The 26,789-nt window shown below is 37.5% G+C and carries 21 protein-coding genes and 1 pseudogene; 4 read left to right on the top strand and 18 right to left on the bottom strand.

The window, feature by feature from the left end; genetic code table 11:
• Nucleotides 1-196 precede the first annotated feature (196 nt).
• The 9 genes from MW695_RS07540 to gltC all read right to left on the bottom strand — a co-directional run bounded on the left by MW695_RS07540 (nt 197) and on the right by gltC (nt 13,355).
• Nucleotides 197-2,218, bottom strand: a complete 2,022-nt coding sequence (locus MW695_RS07540; RefSeq protein ID WP_247104786.1) for a beta-galactosidase — start codon at nt 2,216-2,218, stop codon at nt 197-199.
• A 102-nt stretch (nt 2,219-2,320) separates the two neighbouring features.
• Nucleotides 2,321-3,163: a sugar ABC transporter permease gene (locus MW695_RS07535; protein ID WP_247104588.1), complete on the bottom strand. Its 843-nt coding sequence runs from the start codon at nt 3,161-3,163 to the stop codon at nt 2,321-2,323.
• Nucleotides 3,163-4,476 carry a carbohydrate ABC transporter permease gene (locus MW695_RS07530; protein WP_247104587.1) on the bottom strand — a complete coding sequence of 438 codons (1,314 nt, stop codon included), beginning with the start codon at nt 4,474-4,476 and terminating at the stop codon, nt 3,163-3,165. Before MW695_RS07530 ends, MW695_RS07535 begins: the two co-directional genes overlap by 1 nt.
• Before the next feature lie 302 nt (nt 4,477-4,778).
• A complete protein-coding gene (locus tag MW695_RS07525) occupies nt 4,779-6,038 on the bottom strand; it encodes a sugar ABC transporter substrate-binding protein (protein WP_247104586.1) in 1,260 nt (419 codons plus the stop codon).
• A gap of 263 nt (nt 6,039-6,301) precedes the next feature.
• Nucleotides 6,302-7,135 carry an AraC family transcriptional regulator gene (locus tag MW695_RS07520; RefSeq protein ID WP_247104585.1) on the bottom strand — a complete coding sequence of 278 codons (834 nt, stop codon included), beginning with the start codon at nt 7,133-7,135 and terminating at the stop codon, nt 6,302-6,304.
• 186 nt (nt 7,136-7,321) lie between these two features.
• Entirely contained in the window at nt 7,322-9,703 is a 2,382-nt protein-coding gene (locus MW695_RS07515) for a glycosyl hydrolase 53 family protein (RefSeq protein ID WP_247104584.1), read from the bottom strand.
• A 343-nt stretch (nt 9,704-10,046) separates the two neighbouring features.
• Nucleotides 10,047-10,928, bottom strand: coding sequence for a peptidoglycan-binding protein (locus MW695_RS07510; protein ID WP_247104583.1), 882 nt, complete (start codon nt 10,926-10,928; stop codon nt 10,047-10,049).
• 176 nt (nt 10,929-11,104) lie between these two features.
• Complete coding sequence (locus MW695_RS07505; protein ID WP_247104581.1) at nt 11,105-12,391, bottom strand: homocysteine synthase; 1,287 nt, start codon at nt 12,389-12,391, stop codon at nt 11,105-11,107.
• Between the two features lie 64 nt (nt 12,392-12,455).
• Entirely contained in the window at nt 12,456-13,355 is a 900-nt protein-coding gene (gene gltC, locus MW695_RS07500) for a glutamate biosynthesis transcriptional regulator GltC (RefSeq protein WP_247104579.1), read from the bottom strand.
• A gap of 297 nt (nt 13,356-13,652) precedes the next feature.
• Between gltC and MW695_RS07495 the strand changes: the two genes are divergently transcribed.
• Both MW695_RS07495 and gdhA read left to right on the top strand, forming a co-directional pair.
• A complete protein-coding gene (locus tag MW695_RS07495; RefSeq protein WP_247104578.1) occupies nt 13,653-13,808 on the top strand; it encodes a hypothetical protein in 156 nt (51 codons plus the stop codon).
• Between the two features lie 305 nt (nt 13,809-14,113).
• Nucleotides 14,114-15,490, top strand: coding sequence for an NADP-specific glutamate dehydrogenase (gene gdhA, locus MW695_RS07490; protein WP_247104577.1), 1,377 nt, complete (start codon nt 14,114-14,116; stop codon nt 15,488-15,490).
• Nucleotides 15,491-15,613: 123 nt separating this feature from the next.
• Here gdhA and MW695_RS07485 read toward each other — a convergent pair whose 3' ends face one another.
• From MW695_RS07485 to MW695_RS07450, 8 genes and pseudogenes are all read right to left on the bottom strand, one after another.
• On the bottom strand, nt 15,614-16,006 hold the full coding sequence (locus tag MW695_RS07485; protein WP_247104576.1) for a hypothetical protein: 393 nt from the start codon (nt 16,004-16,006) through the stop codon (nt 15,614-15,616).
• A 124-nt stretch (nt 16,007-16,130) separates the two neighbouring features.
• Nucleotides 16,131-17,147, bottom strand: a pseudogene (locus tag MW695_RS07480) (LacI family DNA-binding transcriptional regulator).
• Between the two features lie 351 nt (nt 17,148-17,498).
• On the bottom strand, nt 17,499-18,353 hold the full coding sequence (locus tag MW695_RS07475) for a carbohydrate ABC transporter permease (protein WP_247104575.1): 855 nt from the start codon (nt 18,351-18,353) through the stop codon (nt 17,499-17,501).
• A gap of 12 nt (nt 18,354-18,365) precedes the next feature.
• Complete coding sequence (locus tag MW695_RS07470) at nt 18,366-19,304, bottom strand: carbohydrate ABC transporter permease (protein WP_247104574.1); 939 nt, start codon at nt 19,302-19,304, stop codon at nt 18,366-18,368.
• A 130-nt stretch (nt 19,305-19,434) separates the two neighbouring features.
• Nucleotides 19,435-20,727 (bottom strand): ABC transporter substrate-binding protein, encoded by a 1,293-nt coding sequence (locus MW695_RS07465; RefSeq protein ID WP_247104573.1) that lies wholly within the window; start codon nt 20,725-20,727, stop codon nt 19,435-19,437.
• A 199-nt stretch (nt 20,728-20,926) separates the two neighbouring features.
• A complete protein-coding gene (locus tag MW695_RS07460; RefSeq protein ID WP_247104572.1) occupies nt 20,927-22,270 on the bottom strand; it encodes a GH1 family beta-glucosidase in 1,344 nt (447 codons plus the stop codon).
• Nucleotides 22,271-22,580: 310 nt separating this feature from the next.
• On the bottom strand, nt 22,581-23,213 hold the full coding sequence (locus MW695_RS07455; RefSeq protein WP_247104571.1) for a GNAT family N-acetyltransferase: 633 nt from the start codon (nt 23,211-23,213) through the stop codon (nt 22,581-22,583).
• On the bottom strand, nt 23,210-23,764 hold the full coding sequence (locus MW695_RS07450; protein WP_247104570.1) for a hypothetical protein: 555 nt from the start codon (nt 23,762-23,764) through the stop codon (nt 23,210-23,212). Before MW695_RS07450 ends, MW695_RS07455 begins: the two co-directional genes overlap by 4 nt.
• Before the next feature lie 131 nt (nt 23,765-23,895).
• Between MW695_RS07450 and MW695_RS07445 the strand changes: the two genes are divergently transcribed.
• Nucleotides 23,896-24,498 (top strand): TetR/AcrR family transcriptional regulator, encoded by a 603-nt coding sequence (locus MW695_RS07445; RefSeq protein WP_247104569.1) that lies wholly within the window; start codon nt 23,896-23,898, stop codon nt 24,496-24,498.
• Here the strand turns inward: MW695_RS07445 and MW695_RS07440 are convergent.
• Nucleotides 24,470-25,246, bottom strand: coding sequence for a helix-turn-helix domain-containing protein (locus tag MW695_RS07440; RefSeq protein ID WP_306421106.1), 777 nt, complete (start codon nt 25,244-25,246; stop codon nt 24,470-24,472). The genes MW695_RS07445 and MW695_RS07440 overlap by 29 nt on opposite strands.
• 280 nt (nt 25,247-25,526) lie before the next feature.
• On the opposite strand from MW695_RS07440, the gene MW695_RS07435 reads away from it, so the two are divergent.
• Entirely contained in the window at nt 25,527-26,669 is a 1,143-nt protein-coding gene (locus MW695_RS07435; protein WP_247104568.1) for a dicarboxylate/amino acid:cation symporter, read from the top strand.
• The last annotated feature ends 120 nt before the right edge of the window (nt 26,670-26,789 follow it).

Genomic DNA, 26,789 nt, shown 5'->3' with positions numbered 1-26,789 from the left:
ATTTCTTTCTTATTTATTTACTATTTTTGCTATCACACAAAAAAACAACTCAATCGTACATGAAGAATGACAAAGACTGTTAAATTGTATAGGTCGTAGTTTGTTTGTTTTCCAAAAAACGCACAGATTGATATGTTCATGTGTGGATTCTGAAAAAGCACCTCTAGAAAGAATCTAGACGTGCTTTAAAATCAAATTAAATCGTTTTTAGAACTTTAATTTCATAAGGTGGTAAAGTCACAACATTAAGGCGATGACGTTCCTTAGAAAGAAGATTTTCAAATTGACCATCACAAACGTCAACTTGCTGTTCCTCATCTGTGAAATTCATTAAGAAAAGATAATCATTCGTTCCATCCGTTCTGCGGCTGATCGATACTCCTTTAGGAAGCTGAGAGCTGATTTCGGTTCTCACACCAGCTTGTTGAATGAGCTTACTAAAGAATTCAGTGTTAAAAGGCTCTTGATTTCGAGATGCAATATAATAAGCCTTCCCTTCACCGTAAGAATTTACTGTCACAGCTGGGCGATTCTCATAAAAATCATTCGTATAATAGGCTAACGCTTCTGCACCTTCTGTATGGATCAAGTCACAGAGCTCGTGTGCTGTATACTCGCCTTTTAGTCCGAGGGTGTTCTCTTCGATAAAACGGACTCCATTCGTTTGTTCATCATGCAAGCCATCGATTTCCTCAGACCAAATACCGAGCGTTTGACGAAGCGGTCCTGGAAAACCCGTTAAGAATGTTAAATCATTTTCATTGACGATTCCAGACCAGTATGTCGTCACAAACGTACCACCTGCCTTAACAAATTGTTCGATTCTCTCCCCAACTCCATCTTTCACCATATAGAGCATTGGGGCAACAACTACTTTATATTTTGATAAGTCAGCTGTCATATCAATCACATCAATACCGACACCTTGTTCCCAGAAAGCTTTGTAATGTTTCAGAATCGTTTGTTCATAGTGAATACCTTTGTTACGTGGTCCTTGAGCATCCTTAACAGCCCAACGATTTTCTGTATCAAAAATAATCGCTACTTCTGCATCAATCGTCGTACCTGACACTTCTTCTAAGTTCTCTAATGCTTGACCAACATCAGCTACCTCTTTGAAAACACGTGTATGCTCATGACCAACATGATCAACGACAGCACCATGGAACTTTTCACTAGAGCCACGACTTTTTCTCCATTGGAAATATTGTACAGAGTCCGAACCATGGGCAACTGCCTGTAATGATGAAAGCAGATGCATTCCCGGACGCTTTAATTTACTAATCGGCTGCCAGTTCGTTAAGCTTGGCGTACTTTCCATTAAATAAAAAGGCTGGCCTCCTTTTAAGGATCGGAACATATCATGATTCATCGCTGTCCAAGCAGCAATATCTGTCTCGTCCTCACTTGCATGCCATGTCGGATATGAATCCCATGAGACAAAGTCTACTACTTTAGCAAAGTCTGAATAAATCAAGCCTTCGAACGTGTCCATAAAATTCGTTGTCGCTGATAACTCAGGTCTAACCTTCTTCAATGGCTGCAATTCATGCTTATAAAAATTAATCGTCTGGTCACTAACAAAGCGTTTCCAATCAAGGTTTTGTCCATGAACCATCGTCTCACCATGAGGTGCTGGTGATTCCACTTGAGACCAGCTTGTATACGTATGACTCCAGAATGTTGTCCACCAAGCATCATTTAACTGTTCCAAAGATCCATATTTGTTTTTTAACCAATTACGAAATGCATTCTGACAGTAGTCACAATGGCATTCCCCACCAAACTCATTTGAAATATGCCAGCCAATGACAGCAGGATGATACGCATAGCGATCAGCCAATTTCGAATTCATGATCGTTACTTTTTCACGATACACTGGAGAGGTGAAGCAATGATTATGTCGCATTCCATGTAAGTTTCGGACACGATTTGGCCCAACACGTAGCACCTCTGGATATGACTCTGACATCCAAGTTGGTCTTGCTCCACTTGGTGTAGCCAAAAAGGCTGAAATGCCATTGGCAGCAAACGTATCTAATACATGGTCTAACCATTCAAACTGAAACACACCTTCCTCTGGCTCTATCATCGCCCAAGAAAAAATTCCCACAGACATTACATTACATTTCGCTATCTTCATTAAGCGAATATCTTCCTCGAATACGCCAGGGTATTTTAACCATTGCTCTGGATTGTAATCAGCCCCATGAAGCATTCCTGTTACGTTTTCATGTATTGGTTTAAAGCGTTTGGTCACGTTAATCACCTATCTTTACTATTTTTAACTTTCATTTCTCTCACAATCCTATTATTTGTCTTACCCCTTTGTTCCTCCAGCAGTTAACCCTGAAATTAAGAAGCGTTGTAAGAACAAGTAGACGATAGCTACTGGAATGGCTATCAAGATCGATCCTGCTGCAAAACGGGTGAAGTTATTTGAAAACTCATCATTAATAAAATTGAATAGCCCTAGAGCAATCGTATAGTTTTCCGGACTACGTAATATAATTGACGGTAAAATAAAATCAAATAATGGTGTCATAAAATTGAAGAGAGCGACAACCGCTAGAATCGGTTTTGCTAACGGTAAAACAATTTTTAAAAATACCGTCATATGTCCAGCTCCATCAATATGAGCTGCCTCATCCAATTCCTTTGGTATCGTATCTAAATATCCTTTGACGAGCCATGCATTAAATGGAATTTGTCCACCTACATAAACTAAAATCAACCCAGTCAATGTATTCAACAAACCGATTAAATCTAACATAATATAAATGGCTACCATTGCCATTAACACCGGGAACATTTGTAGGATTAAGAACGTATATAACCCCGTTTTTCTTCCAACAAATTGATACCTTGAGAAGCTATACGCTACAAGACATGTAATAATAACTGAGAACAACGCCGACATTCCAGAAACGATCATACTATTTCGGTACCATAGCAAATAGTTACTTCTAGGATCTGTAAATAACCATTTGTAATGTTCCAATGACCAATTTTCCGGAATAATTGTAGCTGAATACAAGCTTCTTCCCGAATTCAAAGACATTCCAAATGCCCATACGAGAGGGTAAATAATAATGACAGCCATAATACCAAAGATAAAGTAAATACCGGCAACTTCTAAACGTGATTTCGTTTTTCGATTCATTATCGTTTCCCCTCCTCTTTAAATGAGCTTGTCTTTCTAAACTGGAAGATGGCAAATATCGAGACCATTAACCCTATAATTAAGGAAATTGCCGCAGCCATACTATAATTACTCGTTTCAAAGGTTAAGCTATACACCCAGGAAATGAGAATGTCCGTACCACCCGCACTTTGACCGCGGACAGCCGGTCCACCTTGATTAAATAAGTAAATAATATTGAAGTTATTAAAGTTAGTCGTATATTGGATGATTAAAAGTGGTGCTGTTGCAAATAGCACATGCGGTAACGTAATGTTACGGAACTTTTGCCACCTGCTTGCCCCATCAACTTCCGCAGCTTCATACCAATCCTTCGAAATACTTTGAAGAACCCCTGAAAATAAAGCAAATATAAACGGATACCCTAACCAAGTTTGGATCATAATTAAAACAATTCTCGTATAAAAAGGATCCGTCAGCCACGGTAAGCTCACTCCGAAAAGCGGTTCCATAATATCACGGTTAATTGCTCCAAATTGATCGTTAAACATTGCAGCAAAAATCAAAATCGAAACGAAGCCTGGAACAGCCCAAGGTAAAATTAAAATCGTCCGAATCGTCTTTTTAAATTTAATGCGAGCATCGTTAACGAGAACAGCTAAGAAAAGACCTAAAGCAATTTGCAGACTCGTAGCCACTAATGTCCATATAATCGTCCATGAAAAGACACTAATAAATGTAGAACGCCATAGAGGAACTGTCGCTAAGTTAACAAAGTTCTGAAATCCTACCCATTCAACTAAATTTCGTGGTGGTGAATTGTAAAGGTCATAATTTGTAAATGCTAACGAAATCGCAAACATTAACGGAAACACAACTGTAAAAATGACTAACACTAAACCAGGAGCCGTCAACAAGTAAGGAAACGATTTATCATAGCCTTCCTTCACTGACTCCTTAAAAGTCGGCGCTTCCCATCCTTTCTTAATAAGCTGAGCCTGTTTATAGGCGTCACGTACATTAAATACGTAAAAGGTAATGACAAATGCTAATAAAATAATGGAAACAAGTCCATATACAAGTAGAAAAATGGAATGATCTGTCCCAGGTATTGTACCAAGTGTTGAAATCCCCCATAGTCCTAAATGGATAAAGTCTTTAAATGTCACAATAAATGCCAGTTCAAGTATGATGAACGCAATCCCTTTTACGTATCGCTTATTATATAATTGACCTAATCCGGCGAATAACAATGATAAAACAAGTGCTTTTTTAGGATTATGGTTTTTTCTTTGATTCGGGCTTTGACTCTCGTCATGGCGGCCGTTTGACATTCTTCCCACCTCTTCACTTAAAATCTAAGAGAGGATGATTCAATACTTGAATCACCCTCCTTATGTGTTACTCAATCTACTCAAAGATTCTTTCTGCTAAGACACATAAGTGACTATAGGGCTCTAAAAAAGTTTGGTATTCAACCTTTTGGTACCCTTTGAGCAATAAGCAAAACTGTTACCTATTTTGGAAGGCTTGATAGGAGTCGTTTTTCCCTATATTAAGCAAGCAACAAGTGAAGCCATTGCTAATTAAATGAAACGGATTGAAAAAACGATTTTTATTTTTTCAGTGACCTCAACTATTGCCCTGAAACCTCAATCTTCGCTTTAATATCTTCAACAATTTCATCTAATACTTCAGCGACATCTTCACCATTATTAATCATTTCAATCGCATCATCCATATCCCAAACAGCTGACATTGCCGGAATATTTGGCATAGGTGTACCAAACTCGATCTGCTCGGCATAGCCTGCATACAACGGATCCGTAATATCATCTAAAATTTCTGGACGTGGTGGAATTTCACCCGTAACCTCATAGTAATATTGAGAGTTTTCATCATTCGTTAAGAATTTAGCTAAATCTTCAGCCCATTCAGGGTGTTCTGAGTAGTAAGAAACTAACCATGACTTAACACCTACAAATGAAGGAGCAACTTCACCATTCATTTGTGGAAGTGGAGCTGTTGCTAAATCTTCACCAAGGGCAGCTTCATAAATTGGTAAATTCCAAGGGCCACTAATAACCATACCAACTTTTCCTTCAGAGAATAATCCATCCATGACATCAACTGTTAACGTACGTGGCAGAATACCTTCGTCAATAAATTCTTTGTATTGTGTTAATCCAGCTACTGCACCTTCATTATTCAAACCAATATCTGTTGGGTCATATACTCCATCTTCTTCTCCAAACACATAGCCACCATGACTGTTAATAAAGGAATAGAGATAGTAAAATTCTGGAGCGACTAAGAAACCATATTGATCTTGACTTGTATCTGTATACTCTTTTGAAAATTCAAATACATCTTCAATTGTTGCTGGCGGCTCTTCCATAATACTCTTGTTGTAATAAGCAAAATACGTTTCAACCGCAACTGGTGCACCATAAATTTCGTCATCATACGTAAAGGCATCAATTGCCACATCACTAAACTGATTCATTTCATCAGCAGAATAGTCCATTGGTAGCGCTAAGCCTTGAGCAACGATATCACCCAATGAATCATGTGGTTGAAAAAATACATCAGGACCATTCCCACTCGGACCAGCTAAACCTAAATCTTGTACTTGATCCGGTAGAGCTACACGATTAAAGACAATGTCAATTCCTGTCTCTTCTGTGTACTTATCAAACATTTCCTTTGCAACATCTTCTGCAATATCTTCATCATTAATCCAAACAACTAACTCATTTGGTTTTTCTTCGCCTTGTCCTTCTTCTAGGTCTGATTCATTAGCACCATCGCGATCAGGTTCACCACAAGCTGCTAATACTAGTACCAATGAACTAATTACAATTAAAAATGACCATTTAACTTTCAATTTCTCCATCATCAATTTCCCCCTAATTTTTAATAACCATCTTGTCTATATCAATAGTGTAAAGCGTTTACAGATATATAGATATATCAAATAATTCTAAGTTAGTTTCAAAAATTGAAATTAGTGTTCATTATGTTTCATTTTCCTTCTTTTGTCTCAGTAAAATATATCGCATCGATATCGTTATTTTCTACGATTCCTACTAGGTTATACATGTTTTCAATGTATGAATTACTTATTCAAAACAAAAAAAACTTACACCGTTTATTCATTTAACGATGTAAGCTCCGATACGAGCTAGGTGTAATGCCTTCTCTCTTTTTAAATGTTGATACAAAATGACTCACACCATTAAAGCCTACAATTCCAGCGACATCCTTCAAAGGTAGTGCCTTCTCAGATAATAAAATGCGTTTTGCTTCGCGTATGCGTAACTGCACTAAGAAGGAATATGGGCTTATTCCAAAAGTCTCATGAAATAATTTATTAAGGTGCTGAGAACTAACCTCCGCCTTCTCTGCCATCTCCACTAAACCAATATCTTCATGATAGACCGTCTCTAACCATTCTACAATTGGGCGAATCTTTTCATACGATTGTAGGACCGACCGTTTATTATTCAGCTTCCCATGTTTTTTCAGCATCATTAAAAATTGATACAATTGAACAGACGATTCATAGGCAAGATACTGTGGTTCTTTTTCAATTCTTATAAGCATATCCTCAATAAGCTGAGAAAAAGACATACTTGTGGTTTCTTCATAAACAGCCGAGTAGTTCATGTCGAGAGACGTTAAAATTTGATCGACTGCCGCCCCACTAAATGTTACATAGTAAGTAGACCATAATGTTTCTGCTTCAGGATCGGAATAATAAGAATGTGGCATGTATGGAGTGACAAACACGCCATAACCTGGCTTGAGTACAAACTCTTCACCAGCAAGATTAAAAAAGCCTTCCCCTTCAACCGTTTGCAACCAGTGATAATACGGATATCCTTCAGGACGATCAAAGTCTAATTCATTTGGATTGAACCCAATACTGTCAATATATAATGGTAACGGATGATCAGATACTGAAAATGAATGGCGTTTCTTTTCAGCCATACAAGCCTCCTTATCTATGTAAGGTTACTGAAATTGTTTACTTTGTAACTTTTCAGTATTCTCCTAAATGTACGTGTACACAATGTTTAACCTTTAGTATACACTATGAGAACGTTCCCTGATTACATATCTTTCAATCATCTAAAAAAGCACACTAAGCTACCGAAGCTTAATGTGCTTTATCTATTAAACTGATTTAACTGTTCTTCCCCTGTGATAACATATTGCTCCTATTATTAGCAAGATTAAACCCGCTAACATTAGATTGAATACAGAGCTTGCCGTATTAGGGAGTTCATCTCCTTTTGATGTTGAATCAACACCTGTACTATTGTCATTCTTATCTATTCCATTCGTTGCTCCGGTTCCTTCATTTCCTTCATTTCCTTCATTTCCTTCGTTTCCTTCGTTTCCTTCGTTTCCTTCGTTTCCTTCGTTTCCTTCATTTCCTTCGTTTCCTTCGTTTCCTTCGTTTCCTTCGTTTCCTTCATTTCCTTCGTTTCCTTCGTTTCCTTCATTTCCTTCGTTTCCTTCGTTTTCGTCATCAGAAGATTTTTCTAACCCATACGCTTTAAATTCCATAAACCCAACCCAGTTACTAGTTGAATTCGTAATAACGACACGTAAATACCTGGCTTGTTCACCTTCAAACGATAAATCAACTTGAGAAGAATCGACATCAATGACTCCTAGTGAACGATATTCCTCTCCATCGTCTGATGCTTCTAATTCAAATTGAGCAACTCCATCCCAAAAGTGAATCATTACACGTTCAATTGATACACTTTCTTCAAGATCAACATACCACCAAGCACCGGTGCCTTCATCTGTTCCCCATGAAGTATATTCATCACCATCTACTGCATTTTCAGGTGCATTATCTTTCCCACCACCAAAGCCTTCACTACTCGATGCATTTGTTGGCTTTTGATACGAAAATAACTCTAGCCCTTCTAACGTTGGATCTGTACCATCATCTTCTTCCCTCGGTTCAGGAATAGGAGGAATAGCCCCTGAGAAAACGCTCAATGATTCTTGAATCGCTTCACCGTCAAAATCAAACATCGCTTGATTCTCCCAGCCATTTCCTTCTCCAGCTCTCCAGCCAGCCCCTTCAACACCTAACCACGCAGGCTCCCAATAAAAGACACCAATACCTCGATCATTCGGAACATTTTTCACAACTTGCATAACATCGTATAAAAATCTTGCTTGACCTTCTATCGTTGCCGGATAGCCTGAAATACTTTCCTCAGCACTTCCAAATACATTCGGATGACCATCTTGATCTTTTAATGTAAACGCATACGACGTTTCGACAACAATCACATCACGATCATAACGATCACTCACATCATTTAAATTTTCTTGTAAATCATTTAATGTACCATGCCAATATGGATAATAAGATGCCCCAATTACTTGGAAATCGGTCACACCAGCATCAATAATACCGTCAAACCACCAACGATACGCACTATTATCACCGCCTTGATCAAGGTGGAGCATAATATCCACATCGTCTCCAGCATGGTCACGTACAGCTTGAATTCCTGAATTAACTAAAGTAGCTAAATTAGAAAAGCCGTTTTCAGCAATATTCCCGTCTGGAAACAGCATTCCTGGACGAATTTCATTCCCAATTTGAATCATATCAGGTGTAATACCTTCTGCTTGTAACGCATTTATCGTCTCAGCCGTGTGGTCGTATACAGCATCAACTAATTCGTCAAAAGAGTATTCTTCCCAAGCTCTCGGCTTATCTTGACGACCAGGATCAGCCCAAAAATCAGAGTAATGGAAGTTTAATAAAAACTTCATACCATGCTCTTGAATTCGCTTGGCTTTCATAATCGTATCGTCTAACCCATTATAACCGTCACCATCAAGAGGATCTTCCCAAATTTTCAAGCGAGCATAATTTGCTCCATAGCTTGCTAGAATTTCAACTGGATCAGCTTGGACACCTTGATCATAGAAGGTACCTCCATTGTCTTCAACCTTTGTTAATGTTGAAATGTCAACACCATTGATGAAATCATCACGCACATTCTCACCTTCTAGCTTCTCTAATGATACAAGATCAACCCCTAGCCATGCACCGGCATGTGCATTTGAATAAAATCCAACCGTTACTTCCCCAGCTTCTACCTCTACTTCTAAAGACATTTCTTGCCATTCACCTGTAGTCGGTATTTCGATCTCTAGCTCTTCGCCACTAACAGCATACATTACACTGCTTTCAACGGTTCCACTATTAGCAAACCAAGCCTTTAATTCGTACTGTCCATCCTCAAGCCCAGTAATCACTTGGTATGTATCTGCTTCGTAAGATTCTTCACTCCAATAGTTTAATAATTTATCTCCTCCATTGTCAGGCAACCAATCGTTTTCCGGAGTCGTAATAGCTTCACTTCCGTTCGTCACCCAGCCTTCTAAATCTTGTTCAAAGCTACCATTTTGAACAAATGACTGTGCACTCGTCGTTAATGCAAAGACAATTCCTACTGTACACACAGTTATAATAGCTACTAACATGCGGTACATTCCTGCGTTTTTCTTATTCACTTTACCTTCCCCCTTCATAAAATATTTTAACTAAGTTCACAAGGTTAATAATAAAGCGTTTTCAATGTAATTTAAATATCAAATACTTCTATGGAAATTTCATATTTTGATAAGAACAGCTGTATAGCTCTCGCATGTTTGAAAGCCGTTCCATAGCTGATACATTTAAATAACGAGCCTTCTGGATCCACATTCCGCTATTTGACCATTTGTAATTCAATTTCTTCTACCTTTTGTGTATTAGCAGAATGAATCCCATTGGGCATAGAAAAAACATCATAGTAAGATTCAGCAAAACCTTACTATGACTGTCTAAGCACTCGATCTATTAACCTATAAAACCCTAAAACATATGTCCCCACGTTCGTGGACCAACCATACCATCTATGGTTAACTGATTTTGCTCTTGGTACCTTCTAACTGCATTGGTCGTCATAGGTCCATAAATTGAATCAGCCTTTGTCCCAACCACTCGTTGAACAGCTCGGATATCTTGTCCTCTCAAATAGGGTCTTTGTAATTGAATTAATCTTCTGTAAATAGGCAGTACTTGTGCTAACTCAGCTCGAGTTTTTGGACCAACAATACCATCTACTTTAACCCCTCTTTTCAACTGAAATGATCGCACTGCCCGTTCCGTTTCTACTCCAAAGGTTCCATCAGCTCCAAACCTCGGCAATGATTCTCCTACCGCAAGTAATTGATTCTGGATTTTTCGAACGGCTGGTCCTGTCCGCTGGTGTTTTCGTGAAAGTAATCTACTCGTATTCTGTGTCGTTTGATAATAGCGCTGTAAATATTCTGTAGGATCTAAGCAATTGTTCACACGATTCGCTCTCCAGCCGTAAGGAGGGGAAGATTCCGCTCTTTTTCTTACTTCATAATGAAGATGAGACCCGGTAACAGTTCCAGTTGCGCCCTGCCTACCGATCACTTGATCTCTGTGAACCGTTTGTCCAACTCTTACTAAAACACGATCTAAATGTGCATAAACTTGGCCACGATTATTTTTATCCCTTACTAAAACAACATTTCCATAACCGCCAAACCCTGAACCACTTTGACCCATCCCTGCAAATAGAACCTGACCTTCAGTAAATGCTTCAATAGGAGCTTGATGTGCCTTCACAAGATCAATTCCCGTATGCCATTCTCTTCCACCACGAATCGGATGAATTCTCCAGCCAAACCCACTCGTAATACGATACCCATCAAATACACCCATCATATCTCCCCCTTATCATCAAAATATAATGCTTACGAGGGGACCTTTTTTTCATATACAACCCTCATAGCATCCTATGCATGCAAGAGACATTTTGAGTAATGGAAGCGCTGATATGAACAAATCAAAAAAACACAAGGAGCATCAGCCTCTTGTGTTTCTTCGTAAACTATATATTAAATCGACGCCAATCCATTTTTCAAATCATTAATAATATCATCTATTGATTCTGTACCAATAGACAGGCGAATCATTCCAGGTGTTACTCCTGCTGCACGTTGATCTTCCTCACTTAATTGCTGATGGGTTGTGCTCGCCGGATGAATAATGAGTGATTTCGAATCTCCAACGTTAGCCAAATGAGAGAATAATTGCATAGATTCTATAAATTTCTTACCTTCTTCGACACCACCATTAATTTCAAATGTCAAAATCGCTCCAAGACCTTTTGGTAAATACTTCTTACCTAATTCATAGGACGGATGGCTTTCTAACCCAGCATAATTAACTGATTCAACTTTTTCATGATTTTCTAAAAAAGCAGCTACAGCTAGAGCGTTTTCACTGTGGCGCTCCATCCGTAAATGAAGTGTTTCTAGTCCTTGAAGCAATAGGAATGAGTTAAATGGAGAAATAGCTGCACCCATATCACGCAATAATTGAACCCGCGCTTTAATGATATAAGCAATCGGACCTACCGCTTCTGAATAAACCACTCCATGATAGCTTGGGTCAGGTGTCGTCAATCCTTTGAATTTATCATTTGCAGTCCAATCAAATTTTCCACTATCAACAATAACCCCACCAATTGAAGTTCCGTGACCGCCGATAAATTTCGTTGCGGAATGCACAACAATATCAGCTCCGTGCTTAATCGGTTGTAATAAATAAGGACTCGGGAAAGTATTGTCGACAATTAACGGAATCCCATGAGCATGCGCAATTTGCGCAACAGCCTCAATATCTAGAATATCTCCTTTAGGATTTCCAATCGTTTCAGCAAAGATCGCTTTCGTCTTATCTGTTAAAGCTTCTTTAAAGTTATTCGGGTCGCTTGGATCAACAAATGTTACATTCACTCCTAGCTTTGGCAATGTATGCGCAAATAAATTATACGTTCCACCATATAAGCTAGACGCCGAAACAATTTCATCTCCTGCCTCAGCAATATTCAATACGGAGCATGTAATCGCAGCTTGTCCAGATGCAGTAGCTAAAGCAGCTGCACCACCCTCAAGTTCAGCTACACGCTTTTCAAACACATCGGTCGTTGGATTCATTAACCTTGTGTAAATATTACCAAATTCCTTTAAGGAAAATAAATTTGCTGCATGTTCTGAATCTTTAAAACCATAGGATGTTGTTTGATATAAAGGTACGGCTCTAGAAAGAGTTGTAGGGTCAATCTCCTGTCCTGCATGAATTGCTAGCGTTTCCAAATTAAAGCGTTGCTCTTCTGACATGAATAATTCAGCCCCTTTTTGTAGAATAAATGTCCATTTCTAATCTATTCTACCATTAAATAAATCAAACGTTTACTGTATTTTCAAAAAACTCCTTTAAAAATTGTAAAAATAACCGTTCAGTAGGCAGCAATTCCCTCCCCTTTGGTGTAATAACACCTACTGTTCGAATAACTTTCGGATCTCTAATCCTTATCTTAACAGTATTATGTGGAACATTATCCATTACTGTTACCTCTGGTAGCAATGTAATCCCTAACCCTGCAGATGCTAAACCTTTAAGTGCATCAACGTCATCACCTTCAAACGAAATATTCGGATAATAACCCTGATCTAAGCAAGCTTGAATGACAAGCTCACGAAAATACATTCCTTCAGGTAAGACAACAAATGGTTCACCCTCTAATTGCTTTAACGATAATTCGTTATTTTTTGACAGTCGGTGCGTTTTCGGTACAATAGCCACAACTTCTTCTCTAAATAATGTGTATCCCTCAACACGTGGATCATCTTCCGGCACAGGGGCTAAGAGTGCCATATTGTATTCACCATTTACCACATCTTCAATTAAGTTATAATAGATCCCCTGCTTTAATTGAAACTTAGCTTTAGGATAGTCTTGACGAAATCGTGATATCGCAGTAGGTAACGTAAATGCGGCCATACTAATTGGAAATGTAATTCTAACCGTACCTTTTTCAGGTTCTAAATGTTCCTCTACTTCTCTCTTTGCACTTTCAATTAATTTCATCGCTTCCGTCGTACGTTCAAGAAAAATACGACCGAGCGGTGTCAATTTCACACGTCTTCCTTGACGAACAAACAAGTCCACACCAAGTTCATCCTCCAAATTACCTATTTGCCTACTTACTGCTGATTGAGCAACATGAAGTGCTTCAGCTGCCTCCGTCATATGCTCTCTTTTTGCCACTTCCATGAAATACTTAAGCTGTCTTAATTCCATCTTTATCCCTCTTTCATATCACAAAGGCATTGATCTTATCTTTTATTTATATTGATTAGATTGTTTACTCAGTTATAGAATATGCATATCAAGTCAAATACAGTTACTTTTTTCGTAGAGTGAAAAACAAAGTCATTTTTGAAATAAATCTGCAACTATATAAATTAGAATATTCCCAATATACTGAGTATTCAAATATTTTTCTCTTCTATCATGACATTCAATATTGTAAAAATCAACAATTAATTCAAGTATATAACTTTAACAAATCACTGACTTACGAAAGGATGATTCAAGATGTCTAATAAAGAATGGAGCAATTGGCAAAAAGAAATTATCCAGGAGGAATATGTGAAACCGATTCTTTTAGAAGAAAAACTCCAACAAAAAATTGAAGAAGTGAATAAAAAGTATAGTGCCCGATATAAAATTGTTTATGGCGGAAAATATTAAATTATACGCGAATATCTCAAAAGATTATTTCCTCTTTTGAGATATTCATGAAACACTACTCATCGTATTAGCTTCTATAAAAAAACCACTAAAACCCTTATAAACAGGCTTTCATTACTGATTCAACCCCAAAACATGAAGTAACTAACCTCTCATAATCAATCTCAAATCGAGATTAAGTTTATCGATTTCGTGTATCCTATATCATTTCAGCATAAGTATCATCTATTTTTTATATTGTTCGATTCCCTTTCCTAATAATAAAATACTCACTATCAGAAAATTTAAAACGGAGGGATCGTAGAATGGCTATATTAGAAAAATCACCACAAACGACCGCGGCTGCCAATTATGTCAGTGATTTATATGAAACAATTATCAAACGAAACCCAAATGAGCCTGAATTTCATCAAGCTGTTAAAGAGGTATTAGATTCATTAATACCCATATTAGAAAAAGAACCTAAATATATGGAAACAGGTGTACTTGATCGTATCGTAGAGCCTGAACGCTTCATCACATTTAGAGTTCCTTGGGTAGATGACCAAGGCAACGTTCAAGTGAACCGAGGATTCCGTGTACAATTCAATAGTGCGATCGGACCTTATAAAGGTGGATTACGCTTCCATCCTTCTGTAAATGCTAGCATTATAAAATTTCTAGGCTTTGAGCAAATCTTTAAGAATTCTTTAACGAACCAACCGATTGGTGGAGGTAAAGGCGGATCTGATTTTGATCCAAAGGGAAAATCAGATCTAGAAATCATGCGCTTTGCCCAAAGCTTCATGTCTGAGCTTAGTAAACACATAGGCCCTGATACTGATGTGCCAGCAGGAGATATCGGTGTTGGCGCACGAGAAATAGGGTATCTATTTGGTCAATACAAAAGAATGCGAGGCGGCTATGAGTCAGGCGTACTTACAGGTAAAGGCTTAAATTATGGTGGTAGCTTAGGAAGAACAGAGGCGACTGGCTATGGAACTGTCTATTTCGTCAATGAAATGTTAAGAGACAATGATCAATCCTTTGCAGGAAGTACAGTAGTCGTTTCCGGTTCAGGGAATGTTTCCATTTATGCGATTGAAAAAGCAACTCAACTAGGAGCCAAAGTCGTTGCATGTAGTGACTCAAGTGGATATATTCATGATCCGAACGGAATTGATCTCGCGACTGTAAAGCAATTGAAGGAAATTGAAAGAAAACGAATTAGCGAATATGTGACGGTTCATCCACATGCTGAATTTATTTCTGGTTCAACAGGCATCTGGAATGTGCCATGCGATATAGCGCTCCCTTGTGCGACACAAAATGAAATTAATGAGTCTGCTGCTCGTACACTAATCGCTAATGGTGTTAAGGCTGTAGGGGAAGGGGCAAATATGCCTTCTACATTAGAGGCAATTGAACTTTTCCATGAAAATCGTGTATTATTCGGACCAGCTAAGGCTGTTAACGCAGGTGGAGTAGCTGTATCCGCACTTGAAATGGCACAAAATAGTGCAAGGTTATCATGGACTGCTGAAGAAGTTGATGCTAAGTTACAAGTGATTATGAAAGATATTTATTTAAGTAGTATCCAAGCTGCCAACACGTATGGTGTACCTGGAAATTTAGTTGTTGGAGCGAATATTGCAGGGTTCAAAAAAGTAGCCGATGCGATGATTGCACAAGGAGTTATTTAATTTCACTTCTTAATAGAAGAATTTACATGCAAAATAGAGAAAGGTGAATTTGAGTTCGCTCAAATTCACCTTTCTTACTATTCGCTAGTTATGTCCCAGCTTCTTTTCTAATCTATCTAATGTCTACTGATTATCCTTAAACACTGCACCAAAAACGAATGTCATTATAGCATAAACAACAAAGCTCACCATCAAAACGGTTCCACCTATAATATAGAAGATAAGCGTAAGTACTTCATCAGGATTAAAGTTATACACCCACATCCCAGCTGTCAATCCAAAGCTTCCTATCAAGGCTGTCCACACATGTACAGCAGCTAGCTTAGATGACTTTGGTATCTTAAATAGAGCATAAAACGCTGCAAACGCAAACAGCGAAAGCCATCCAACCACAAGAATATGAGCATGAATTGCTCTAAACATATACGAGCCTGCCCCTGCCATATGTCCCCCTATAAAAACCCCTATAACCGCATAAACGGCCGAAAATCGTAATAATAATTTCGTTCGATTCAAAACGTAACACCTCTGTGATTATCATATTCTAACTATTATCATATCATATGTGGAAGGCACAAATGATCGTGCTACTCACCTTTCATGATTTATTCACAGCTTCTCACTATTTAAATGGACATGTTTAATTATTCTTTAAGGGCTTACAAGATTCCCTCTCGATTAAAGATACTGGTATTTTAACAGACATTGCTCTCTTTTTCTTATCATTAATTTGCTCAATCAATAAACTAGCAGCTGTTCGCCCAATTAACTTTGTATCTTACCTAATCGTTGTTAAAGCAGGCGACATATATTTACTCATCTGTATATCATCAAACCCGATAACAGATATGTCTTTAGGAACATTTAAGTTTGCTTTTTGAATCTCCTTTATCGCTCCAAGTGCCATTAAATCCCCTGCTACATAAACAGCAGTTGGTTTGTCTTCACACTTTAGCAGAGCACGCATAGCTTCTTGTCCGCCTTCAAATGAAAAGTAGCCCCCATCGGCAATATACTCGTCTTTTAATGATAATTGGTACTTATCCATAGCTTTAATATACCCTTCTAGACGTTGCACACCGGCAAACTCACTCTTATCACCATGAATATGAGCTATCTTTTGATGGCCTAATGAATAAAGGTAATCGACAGCTAGTTCACTCCCATAATGATTATCACTATATACAACACTCGATTCGTGACTGTCTAAATCAATGACAACGGTAGGGATATTCGATTGTACTAGCTTGTTCACATCAGGATCATTTAAGATTGAACATACAACAACAACTCCGTCTACGCCACGATATAAAAAGTGATCCAAATACGATTTTTCCTCGTGACCTATTCGATTAGAAGCAAATAAAAGATCATATCCAGACTTTTCTACATTTTTTTTAAAACTTTCAATAACCGCACTAAAAAATGGATGCTCGATCCCTTTTCCTGAATCCTCAACAAAAACGACACCAAGTGTCCACGATTTTTTCGTTGTAAGTGTTCGAGCATTAGAATTTGGATAATAACCTACTTCATTTACAGCTTCTATTATTTTCTTTCTCGTTTTATCACTAACATCTGAATAATTATTTAATACTTTTGATACAGTTGTGATAGAAAATCCCGTTTTCTTTGCTATATCATATATGGTTGCCATGTCGCTTCTCTCCTACAATTCACTTACTATACTTATTATACATTAATCAAGAAATACAGCTAGAAACATTCACCTAAGAATAGAATCCTTTTAATAGTTGGATGCTTCTTTCTAGTTAACCTCATTTCCTTCCTAACTAATGATTAAAGGAAGAAAATAAGGCTACCGTCATAGGATGAACCTTAAAATCCCAAATCCACATAAATGTTAAGAATCAAATGATATTTAAACAATTAAATATCAAAATTAGATTTGCGATTTTAAGAACCACCAGCAATTATAAAGAATTAAGAAAGAATAAATAGAGTCTTTTATCATTTAGACTCTATTCACTCTTCATATACGCTTCGTTTAGCTCTTAACTGCGCCTTCAGATAGGCTTTGAATAAACATCCGATTAAAAAGTAAGAAGATAATGATTAATGGCACTGTTGCCCAAAACGTTCCTGACATAATCATACCATAATCGACTTGTCTTGCGTCATTCAAAGCACGTAAAGCAACTTGTAGTGTATGCACCGAAGGGTCTCTTAATACAACTAATGGCCACAAGAAATCATTCCAAACATGCATAAATACAATAATCCCCAATGTGGCAAATGCAGGTAAAATCATTGGTACTACTACATTCCAGTACGTACGAAAATGAGAACAACCATCCATTCTTGCTGCTTCAATAATTTCAAATGGCACCCCATCTTTAATATATTGTCTCATCCAAAAAATACCGAACGCATTAATTAAACCAGGCACAATAATGGCTCTTAAATCATTTAACCATCCTAAAGATGTAATAATATAATATTGTGGAATCAGCCCTAACTGTGGAGGAACCATCATCGTAACTAAGATCATGACAAACAGAACATTTTTCCCTTTAAAATCAAGCTTGGCAAATGTGTAACCTGCTAACGAACAAAGAAATAATGTCCCCATTGTAATCAGTACAGCTACAATGACTGAATTTAACATCGAACCAAAAAAATCAATATTGCTAAGTACTTTTTGAAAATTTTCAATCACATTGCTACCAGGTGTAAATGGTGGTGGAACTTGGTTAATTTCACGATTTGTACTAGTGGCCATTACAAACATATAATAAAATGGAAATAAAGAAAGTAATGACCCCGTTACAAGAAACAAATAAACAAATAGCTTTTTTAATGAGAATTGCTTAGAACCTACTTCTGAATACTTTTTAGCCATTTCAACCCCTCCTTAACCGACCTTCTTTGAACGACCAATACGATTTGTAAGTAGTAAATTAATTGAAGTTAATACAATAATAATAAGGAATAGAACTATCGCTGCCGCAGATGCCGTTCCAAACGAATTATAAACGAAGGCATCTCTCCATAAGTAAGCAACCATCGTAATTCCCTCCTCACGTAACCCTCTTCCTAAGAAAACCAAAGGCTCCGTGAATAACTGAAAGCTTCCAATTGTTGCAGTGAATACAACAAACATCGTAATTGGTTTTAGCATTGGTAACGTTATTAATCGAATTTGCTGCCCTATAGTTGCACCATCAATCTTAGCTGCTTCATACAATTCTCGCGGAATACTTTGCATACCTGCCAAGAAAATAATCGTATTATAACCAACCCATCTCCAAAACACCATCGATGCAATAGCAAACTTAACCGGCCAATACTCTTGATTCCAACGAATTGGATCAATATCAAAGAAGCTAAGAATATAGTTTGCGAACCCAAATGGTTGATTGTTAAAAACGACGCCAAAAATGATCGCAACTGCCACAATCGATGTAATATATGGTAGAAATACTAATGTTCGAAATGTATTACGGAATCGAATTAATGTAGAATTTAAAGCAAATGCAAGTAAGATAGCAACAACGATCTGTGGTAGTGTTCCCATAATCCCAATAATGAACGTATTATAAATAGACGAATAGAAAACAGGATCTGTAAAAATAAACTCAAAATTCCTCAAGCCACTAAAGGTCATCGGACTTAAACCGTCCCATCGAAAGAACGACAAATAAAAACTAAAAATCATAGGGAATAGCCCAAAGATCGCAAACAATATAAAGAATGGTGATATAAAGATATAAGCAGACAGTGCCGTTTTTCGTTTCTCCGACATTTTTGCCACTTTCGTTTTTGGTTTTTTTGTATTAGGAACCGTCTCCATCGTTTCCCCTCCTTAAATCAATGAACTTATACAAATAAGAATAAATAAGATACTGTATAGGTATGAAGCTCTTAAATTGTTTTAGGGCTGTCCACGGCTAGTAACTAATGGACAACCCTTTACATAAAGACTATTGTCTGTCTAGCACTCTGTGAATTCGTTCAAGAGCTGCATCCCACTCTGTTTGAGAGTCTGAGCCTGCTGATACATTATCAATCCCTTCTTTCACTTCACCATCAACATCATAATAGCTTCTACCTTTGTAAATCGGCTCAACAGCTTGTGCTGCTTCTGAGAATATTTGCGCTGTTGCGATGCCTCCAAAGTAGTCATCTTCATAGTCTAAGAAATCAGGCATATCATATACAGCTGGTGCTGATGGAAAGAGACCATACCCTAAAAATGCCTTTAATTGCTGTTCTGGAGCCGTTAACCATTCAATAAACTGATACGCCTCTTCAGCATGATTCGTTTCTGAAGGAATAGCTAAATAAGAACCGCCCCAATTCCCTGCACCTTCAGGCATCGTTGTAATAGACCAAATCCCTTCTTCAGGTTCATGGTCTTTAATAGTGCCTTGCATCCATGCAGGAGCTAGCATAGTAGCATACGATCCATTTCCCATGCCTGCATACCATTCAGGCTCCCAAAGCGGGATTTCCCCTATTACTCCTTGTTCAAGCAGTCTAGCTGTGTAATCAAACGCTTCTCTCACTTGGGGATGCTCATCCATAATTAGTTCATCATCTGTATTAAAATATTGCTGTGTTGCTTGATCACGCCGTGCATTGTAAACAAGCTCTGCACTATCTGTCATTAATTTACCTGTGTTTTCATAAATTTCATTTGCAACGCGTTCATAATCTTCCCATGTACTAACTAACTCCGAAACCGCTTCAGGTGAAGAGTTAAAGCCAGCCTCCTCAAATACATCGGTACGATAGAACATGACTGTTGGACCAATATCTGTCGGTAGTCCAAATAAGAAGTCACCATCACCATTTTCTCCATTTCGCCATACCCAATCCAAAAACTCTTCCTCTACATCACTAGCACCGTGATCATACAGGTTCACAAAACTACTTTCAGCGCTACGAAAACGTTCAATCTGACCTTCCTCTATCATCGTGATATCAGGTGCACCACTTTCGGCAGAAATAGATGTAAATAAATTATCATGTAGATCATTCATATCACTGTTCTGAAGGTCTATCGTCACATGCGGATTGTCAGCTACATACTCTTCAATTAAAACATCATATCCCGTATTCCCGAACTCCCAAAAGACTAATTCCACTTCTTCTCCTCCTGATGTACCACCACCATTGTCACCATCATTTGAAGAAGTATCCTCATTACCTCCACATGCTACTAATATAGCTGTTGCGAATAAAGATATTGCCGCTACCTTTAACCATTTCATTTTCTTTTCCCCCTTAAAAAAATTGTTTTGTCCCTTCTAAATAGATCCATTTCTAAACGTTATCCATTCTGTTGTGGCATCACCTCCTTAAGAGAATTAAAGCGCTTTCTTTTTTAGTGGGAATTATCATCTATTTTCTATAGCTAAGAGATTCACTGACAAAGTCAGTGAATTCTCTCCTTGTAGCCAAGCCCTTGCTTTATACTTCAAAAAATCCGTTTTTTAACATATGTTGATACCAATAGTAGCTTTCTTTTTTCGTTCTTTCTAAAGTACGATAATTGACATGAACAATACCAAATCGCATCTTGTACCCTTCAGCCCATTCGAAATTATCCAATAGTGACCAAGTTAAATATCCTTTAATGTTTACACCTGATAGCATAGCACGATGTAACGATGTTAAATGTTGCTTCAAATAATCAATGCGACCTTGATCATTCACTTTGCCATGTTCCACGTCCTCGTTATAGCACGAACCATTTTCCGTAATGTAGATTGGAAATGCTCCATAACGCTCTGTCAAATATCGTAATACGTTATAAAAACCTTCTGGATAAACGTTCCACCCAATGTCCGTTTTCTGATAGCCCGTGTCAACACGCTCATGATCAAACAATCCTTCATCTTTCTTATAACGCCCGACACTACCTGTATAGTAGTTAATTCCAACAAAATCGATTGGTTGATGGATGATGGCCATATCTCCTTCTTGAATTGGTACAGTTACACCTTTTCCTTTAAACCAATCAACAAGGAATGTCGGATAGCTACCTTTAAAAACAGGATCAAAAAACCATTCAATAAAGAAAGCATTCGCCCGCGCACATGCGTCCTTATCCTCTTGTTTAGCACTATACGGTTCATTCCATTCAACATTAGGAGCATAGCCAATCTCCCCTTGTGTGCCTAACTCCCTAAATGCAATAACCGTTTTACCGTGAGCAACATGCAAATGATGGGCAACATTCGTCGCTAATTGTAGATCGGTGTATCCTGGAGCATGCGCTCCTAAAAAGTTCGATAAATATGAAACACACCACGGCTCATTAAACGTAATCCATTTCGTAATCTTACCATCGAATTCGTTAAACATCGTTTTCGCATAATGAACAAATGCCTCGATTGTTTCACGGTTATCCCATCCACCTTGTTCTTGTAACACTTGTGGCAAATCCCAATGATATAGTGTACATAACGGCTCAATTCCAGCCTCAAGCAAGCGATCTACTAGACGATGATAATAATCAAGCCCCTCTTGATTCACCTCTCCTATTCCATTCGGGAAAATACGAGGACACGCAACTGAAAATCGATACATGTTAATACCGAGATCCTGCATAATTTCAACGTCCTCTTCATAACGATGGTAGCTATCGCACGCAACATCGCCATTGTCTCCGTTATATACTTTACCAGGGGTTTTCGAGAACGTATCCCATATAGATAAGCCACGTCCGCCTTCATTAACAGCCCCTTCTATTTGATAGGATGCTGTTGCTGCTCCCCATTTCATCTCTTTCGGAAATTGAATAAACGACATTACTAAACCCCTTTCGAAAAACCGTAAAAAAACTAAAATAAAAAGCGCTTTCGAAAATGTAAAAAATAGGTGATGATTCTAAATATCCTGCAAATCATCTCATTTTCTATTATGATTTTATAGAATTATTTCAGAAACCGCTTTCGATAAATTCATTATAAAATGATTACAATCTAATTGCAATACTTTTTCATATTTATTTCTCCTTTGCCAAATGTGATTACTTTAGACCATTCACTGCAACGAATGTGCATTAAAAAAGAAGGAAATATTGTAAGTGTAAATAGATGTGCGCCTAAATATGAACGAATTAGCTTTTTATGCCCATTTTCATGCAGTAAATTGGCAGCCCTTTACTTTGTATCACTTTAGCCATTTTAAACCCTACTTTCTCATAAATAGCAACATTGCGAGTATTCTCCGTATCCAATGCAATTCCAATCGATTTATCATCTGCCTTTACTTCATCAACTAAATGATTCAACATCATTCGACCTATCCCTCTCCTGTGCATGCCAACAGAAACACCAATGACAATTAAGTAATGATATCTCAGCATTGAATCCTTTCTTGTTGATACAAAATAATCATTCAACCGTAAAAAGGAACGAAACCCTATCTTAAGCAAAAGGGTGAATGCAAACAAAATTAGCTGACACGTGTCACGTCCGATATGGTTGCTTTTCTTAGAAGGTGATTCGACAATGTATGCTCCTACTAACCGCTCATCCTCAAAAACCCCCCAACCTTCTTCTGAAAAAAGGAAGGATTGATCAAATATGAAACGAAAAAAAGCAACCATTCTCTTTTTTTGTTTGTCATTATGATTCAATTGAGAAAATACATGTTGCAATAAAGGATCATTCTCAAAAGCATTTACCATTACATGAATAAATGCTGAGCGATCTGTACTTTCCAACTTACGTATAGAAAAAGGGCTCATTCTTCTCTCTCCTTTTCCTTATAATGATTCACTCCAAAGCTGAATATAACTTTAAAGAGAAACACAATGGCTACAATAAGCATGAGAGGTTCCGTAATCCATAACATTGATACACCTAATAAGCCTACAAGAAACAGCACCCCCGCAGTAAATAATTGTGGCTCATCTTTCAGCAAATTCACTATATAGGCAGAACAAATCGTATACAGCCAGACTAGACAAGCAATGAAGAAGTTCGCACCTAATAAGTAAGCGATCAACAAAATATGAACATGAATGGCTATAAAAACCATTCGTCTAAGGTGACTTTGCATATAATAATCATTTGTACCAGACGTTAAATTAGCAAGGGAACCTGCAAAAATATCAAAAATAAGAATAAATGCTAAGCCCATTTTCCAAAAAGGGATTAATTCATAGCTATCATAGCTGTATAAAAATAAGGAAATGGTCAAAACAAAACCAACAACTAATACACTAATTAAATGAAGCAAAAGCTGCCTTTTACCAAAAACCTCATGAAAAAAAGTTGGAATTTGCACACTTTTCATTCGAAACACCTCTTTATAGTTTTGTAGTTAAAATATAAATAACTATAAAACTATATTACTACACACCGCTCGACGCAACAATAGTTTTGTAGTAAAATATCATAAAACTATAAAACGAGGTCTATATAAACATGAATGGATTTGAAAAAAGAAAACAAAAAAAAATAAAGCAAATTTATAATGCGTGCTTTCACTTAATGACGAAGCACGGTTTTTCAAAAGTAAATGTAAATGAAATAGCTGAACTTGCGAATGTATCACCCGCTACAATTTTTAATTATTTTGAAACAAAAGAAAATCTTTATGAAAATATGATGAATCATTGGATTGACCAAATTCTAGCGGATTATGAACACATTTTGTATTCTCAGCTCCCTTTTAATCAGAAGCTTAAAGAACTATTCACACACGAATCTGTAAACTTAAAGAAGGCCGCTTCCATTAAGGGACATGATTCATCGGTGAGTCCGCTTACATTCATTTACTCGAACAATGAAGAAAAATTCATAAGCTTTTATTTAAAGCTTGTTGCATTAGGAAAAGAGGAAGGTTACATTTCATCACACTATTCAAATAAAGTGTTACTTCGGTATTTAAATATGTACTTACACGAATTCATCCAGCTCTCTGTTCAAAACGAAAACGAAGATAGTGATATCGACCAGCTGCTTGAGTTATTTTTTTATGGTCTAACGGGTAACAAGGTTATTTCCTTTGAAGAAAACGATTCATAAGCACAGGTAAAGAAATTATAATAGGTGGCTCATCAATTAACGGTGGGTGTAGAGTCATTCTTTGAGGTTGAACCATATGATCATTTGAAATCACAATCGGTTGTTTCACTCTTGCACGAAGCGTCGAATGTGGAAGTAAAATGTCTTGTGCTGCCATTCCCCATTGGATAGAAGTAGCCAATAAATAATAAATACCCGGCCTTACATTTGTAAACGAAAATGGCCCAAGACGAGATAGCAACGTTCCATATAGAGGCAAACCTTCAGGGATAGGCTTAGCAAATAAACCAACTAATACAAACCCTTTGAATTCATGAGTTGAATCAATCACTCCTTCTACTTTCAAAGATGGATTAGACCATTGACTAGTGTCTTCCCAATTCTCTAATTGTTTCAGAGATTCTAGTTGTTCATCTACCTGCTTCATAGAGTGACGGAATTGAACAGGGGTGACACCGACTCTTTCAGTAAACCGAGTCGTAAAGGTTCCTAAGCTTTGTTGTCCAATCTCCATGCCAATATCGCGAACACTTAGGTTTGTTTGCAGTAATAGATCCTTTGCCTTTTGTAAACGAAGCGAAGCGACATAATAAAGCGGTGACAAACCCGTCTCCTTTTTAAACATTCGAGCAAAATGATAGCGACTATATGAGATATGATTTGCCAATTGAGCAAGTGTTACAGGTTCGTAGAGATGATCTTCGATATATGAAAGTATAGCGTTCATTTCTTCGTTTCTTGCATTCAATACAACCAGCACCTTTTTTTCTATTCTTACATCTATCCTACTACATTTTCAGTATCTTTCAAAATCTTTCATTATTTTCTTCCAATGATTTGAGCCATTTTGTGTAAAAAAAAAACAAACTCATAGCTATTCTCAAATAATTTCGTTAACTCTTAATCTTTACAATTCATTTACTATTCCGAATTTAGATAGAAGCATTGTGAATTACGTCGATTTCTGTAGAATGAGAATATACATTTGTTTTCTGCAAATGCACATTTTTGGGTTAGGAGCTAATCATATGAAACTTATCTTTAAGTTACTATTAGGAATTATTTTAGGAGTTGCAATTGGTTTAGTCGGTCCTGATTTCTTAGTTCGTATCCTCATTACGATTAAGTCCGTCTTTGGCAGCTTTATCAACTTTATGATTCCATTTATTATTCTCTTTTTCATTGCTAGCGGAGTCGCTGGTCTTGGGAAAGGTTCAGGAAAACTAGTTGGAAAAACAGTTGGAACAGCGTATGTTTCAACGATTCTAGCTGGTTTATTAGCCTTTTTAGTAGCAATGACCGTTATTCCATTTATATCAACAGAAAGTCAAGCTGTAAGCGAAGGAAGCGCTTTAGAACCGTTTTTAGAAATGGATATCGCACCCCTTATGGGAGTTGTAACTGCACTTGTCACAGCCTTTGTTTTTGGTATTGGAATCACAAAGATAAAAGGCGAATGGTTGAAAAATATGTTTGATGAAGGGAAAAACATCATTGAACTCGTAATCGCAAAAGTGATTATCCCACTATTGCCATTTTATATTGCAGGTGTGTTCGCCGAACTCGGCTCAGAAGGAACGGTTTTTGCAACATTGAAGGTTTTTGGAATTGTTCTGATTTTAGCGATTGTTATTCATTGGGTATGGCTAATCATCCAGTATACCGTTGCAGGAATCGTTACGAAACAAAATCCTTTTGCCTTATTGAAAAATATGTTACCTGCTTATTTTACAGCCATTGGTACAATGAGCAGTGCTGCTACTATTCCTGTTACGTTAAAATCAGTCAAACAAAACAAAGTAAAAGAAAGTGTAGCGAATTTCGGTGTACCTCTTTGTGCTTCAATTCACCTGTCAGGTAGTGTCATCACCATTATCATGTGTGCTGTTGCTGTTATGGCGATGAGCCCTGAGCTTACTCAGCCAACGTTCTTAGAAATGTTGTATGTTATTTTCATGCTTGGTATTATTATGGTCGCAGCCCCAGGAGTTCCAGGTGGAGCGATTATGGCTGCACTAGGTGTATTAACATCCGTTCTAGGCTTTCATGAAGCAGCAATTGGTCTTATGATTGCCCTGTATATGGCGCAAGATAGCTTTGGTACGGCTACAAATGTAACTGGTGATGGAGCAATTAATGTGTTCATCGATCGTTGGTCAAAAGAACCATAAGAAAAACGCGTAAGGAGGGCACTAAAAAAGTTTTTTGTTTAACTTTTTAGCGCCCTTTATAATGATGTACAAAGAAATGTCCTAAAAGGTCACATTCAGACCCTTTAGGACATCTTATTC

Source organism: Halalkalibacter sp. APA_J-10(15) (assembly GCF_023017105.1).
GTDB lineage: Bacteria > Bacillota > Bacilli > Bacillales > Bacillaceae_D > Halalkalibacter.
Note: the sequence above shows the minus strand (reverse complement) of the source record. Positions and strands in the feature narration are given on the sequence as shown.

Excerpts from the sequence above, each read along its gene's own strand:
- MW695_RS07535 (WP_247104588.1), bottom strand. The coding sequence starts at position 3,163 with ATGAATCGAAAAACGAAATCACGTTTAGAAGTTGCCGGTATTTACTTT.
- MW695_RS07470 (WP_247104574.1), bottom strand. The coding sequence starts at position 19,304 with ATGGAGACGGTTCCTAATACAAAAAAACCAAAAACGAAAGTGGCAAAA.
- MW695_RS07520 (WP_247104585.1), bottom strand. The coding sequence starts at position 7,135 with ATGGCTGAAAAGAAACGCCATTCATTTTCAGTATCTGATCATCCGTTA.
- MW695_RS07475 (WP_247104575.1), bottom strand. The coding sequence starts at position 18,353 with ATGGCTAAAAAGTATTCAGAAGTAGGTTCTAAGCAATTCTCATTAAAA.
- gltC (WP_247104579.1), bottom strand. The coding sequence starts at position 13,355 with ATGGAATTAAGACAGCTTAAGTATTTCATGGAAGTGGCAAAAAGAGAG.
- MW695_RS07465 (WP_247104573.1), bottom strand. The coding sequence starts at position 20,727 with ATGAAATGGTTAAAGGTAGCGGCAATATCTTTATTCGCAACAGCTATA.
- MW695_RS07445 (WP_247104569.1), top strand. The coding sequence starts at position 23,896 with ATGAATGGATTTGAAAAAAGAAAACAAAAAAAAATAAAGCAAATTTAT.
- MW695_RS07505 (WP_247104581.1), bottom strand. The coding sequence starts at position 12,391 with ATGTCAGAAGAGCAACGCTTTAATTTGGAAACGCTAGCAATTCATGCA.
- gdhA (WP_247104577.1), top strand. The coding sequence starts at position 14,114 with ATGGCTATATTAGAAAAATCACCACAAACGACCGCGGCTGCCAATTAT.
- MW695_RS07540 (WP_247104786.1), bottom strand. The coding sequence starts at position 2,218 with ATGCTTCATGGGGCTGATTACAATCCAGAGCAATGGTTAAAATACCCT.
- MW695_RS07460 (WP_247104572.1), bottom strand. The coding sequence starts at position 22,270 with ATGTCGTTTATTCAATTTCCGAAAGAGATGAAATGGGGAGCAGCAACA.
- MW695_RS07435 (WP_247104568.1), top strand. The coding sequence starts at position 25,527 with ATGAAACTTATCTTTAAGTTACTATTAGGAATTATTTTAGGAGTTGCA.
- MW695_RS07495 (WP_247104578.1), top strand. The coding sequence starts at position 13,653 with ATGTCTAATAAAGAATGGAGCAATTGGCAAAAAGAAATTATCCAGGAG.
- MW695_RS07455 (WP_247104571.1), bottom strand. The coding sequence starts at position 23,213 with ATGAGCCCTTTTTCTATACGTAAGTTGGAAAGTACAGATCGCTCAGCA.
- MW695_RS07450 (WP_247104570.1), bottom strand. The coding sequence starts at position 23,764 with ATGAAAAGTGTGCAAATTCCAACTTTTTTTCATGAGGTTTTTGGTAAA.
- MW695_RS07525 (WP_247104586.1), bottom strand. The coding sequence starts at position 6,038 with ATGGAGAAATTGAAAGTTAAATGGTCATTTTTAATTGTAATTAGTTCA.
- MW695_RS07510 (WP_247104583.1), bottom strand. The coding sequence starts at position 10,928 with ATGGGTGTATTTGATGGGTATCGTATTACGAGTGGGTTTGGCTGGAGA.
- MW695_RS07530 (WP_247104587.1), bottom strand. The coding sequence starts at position 4,476 with ATGTCAAACGGCCGCCATGACGAGAGTCAAAGCCCGAATCAAAGAAAA.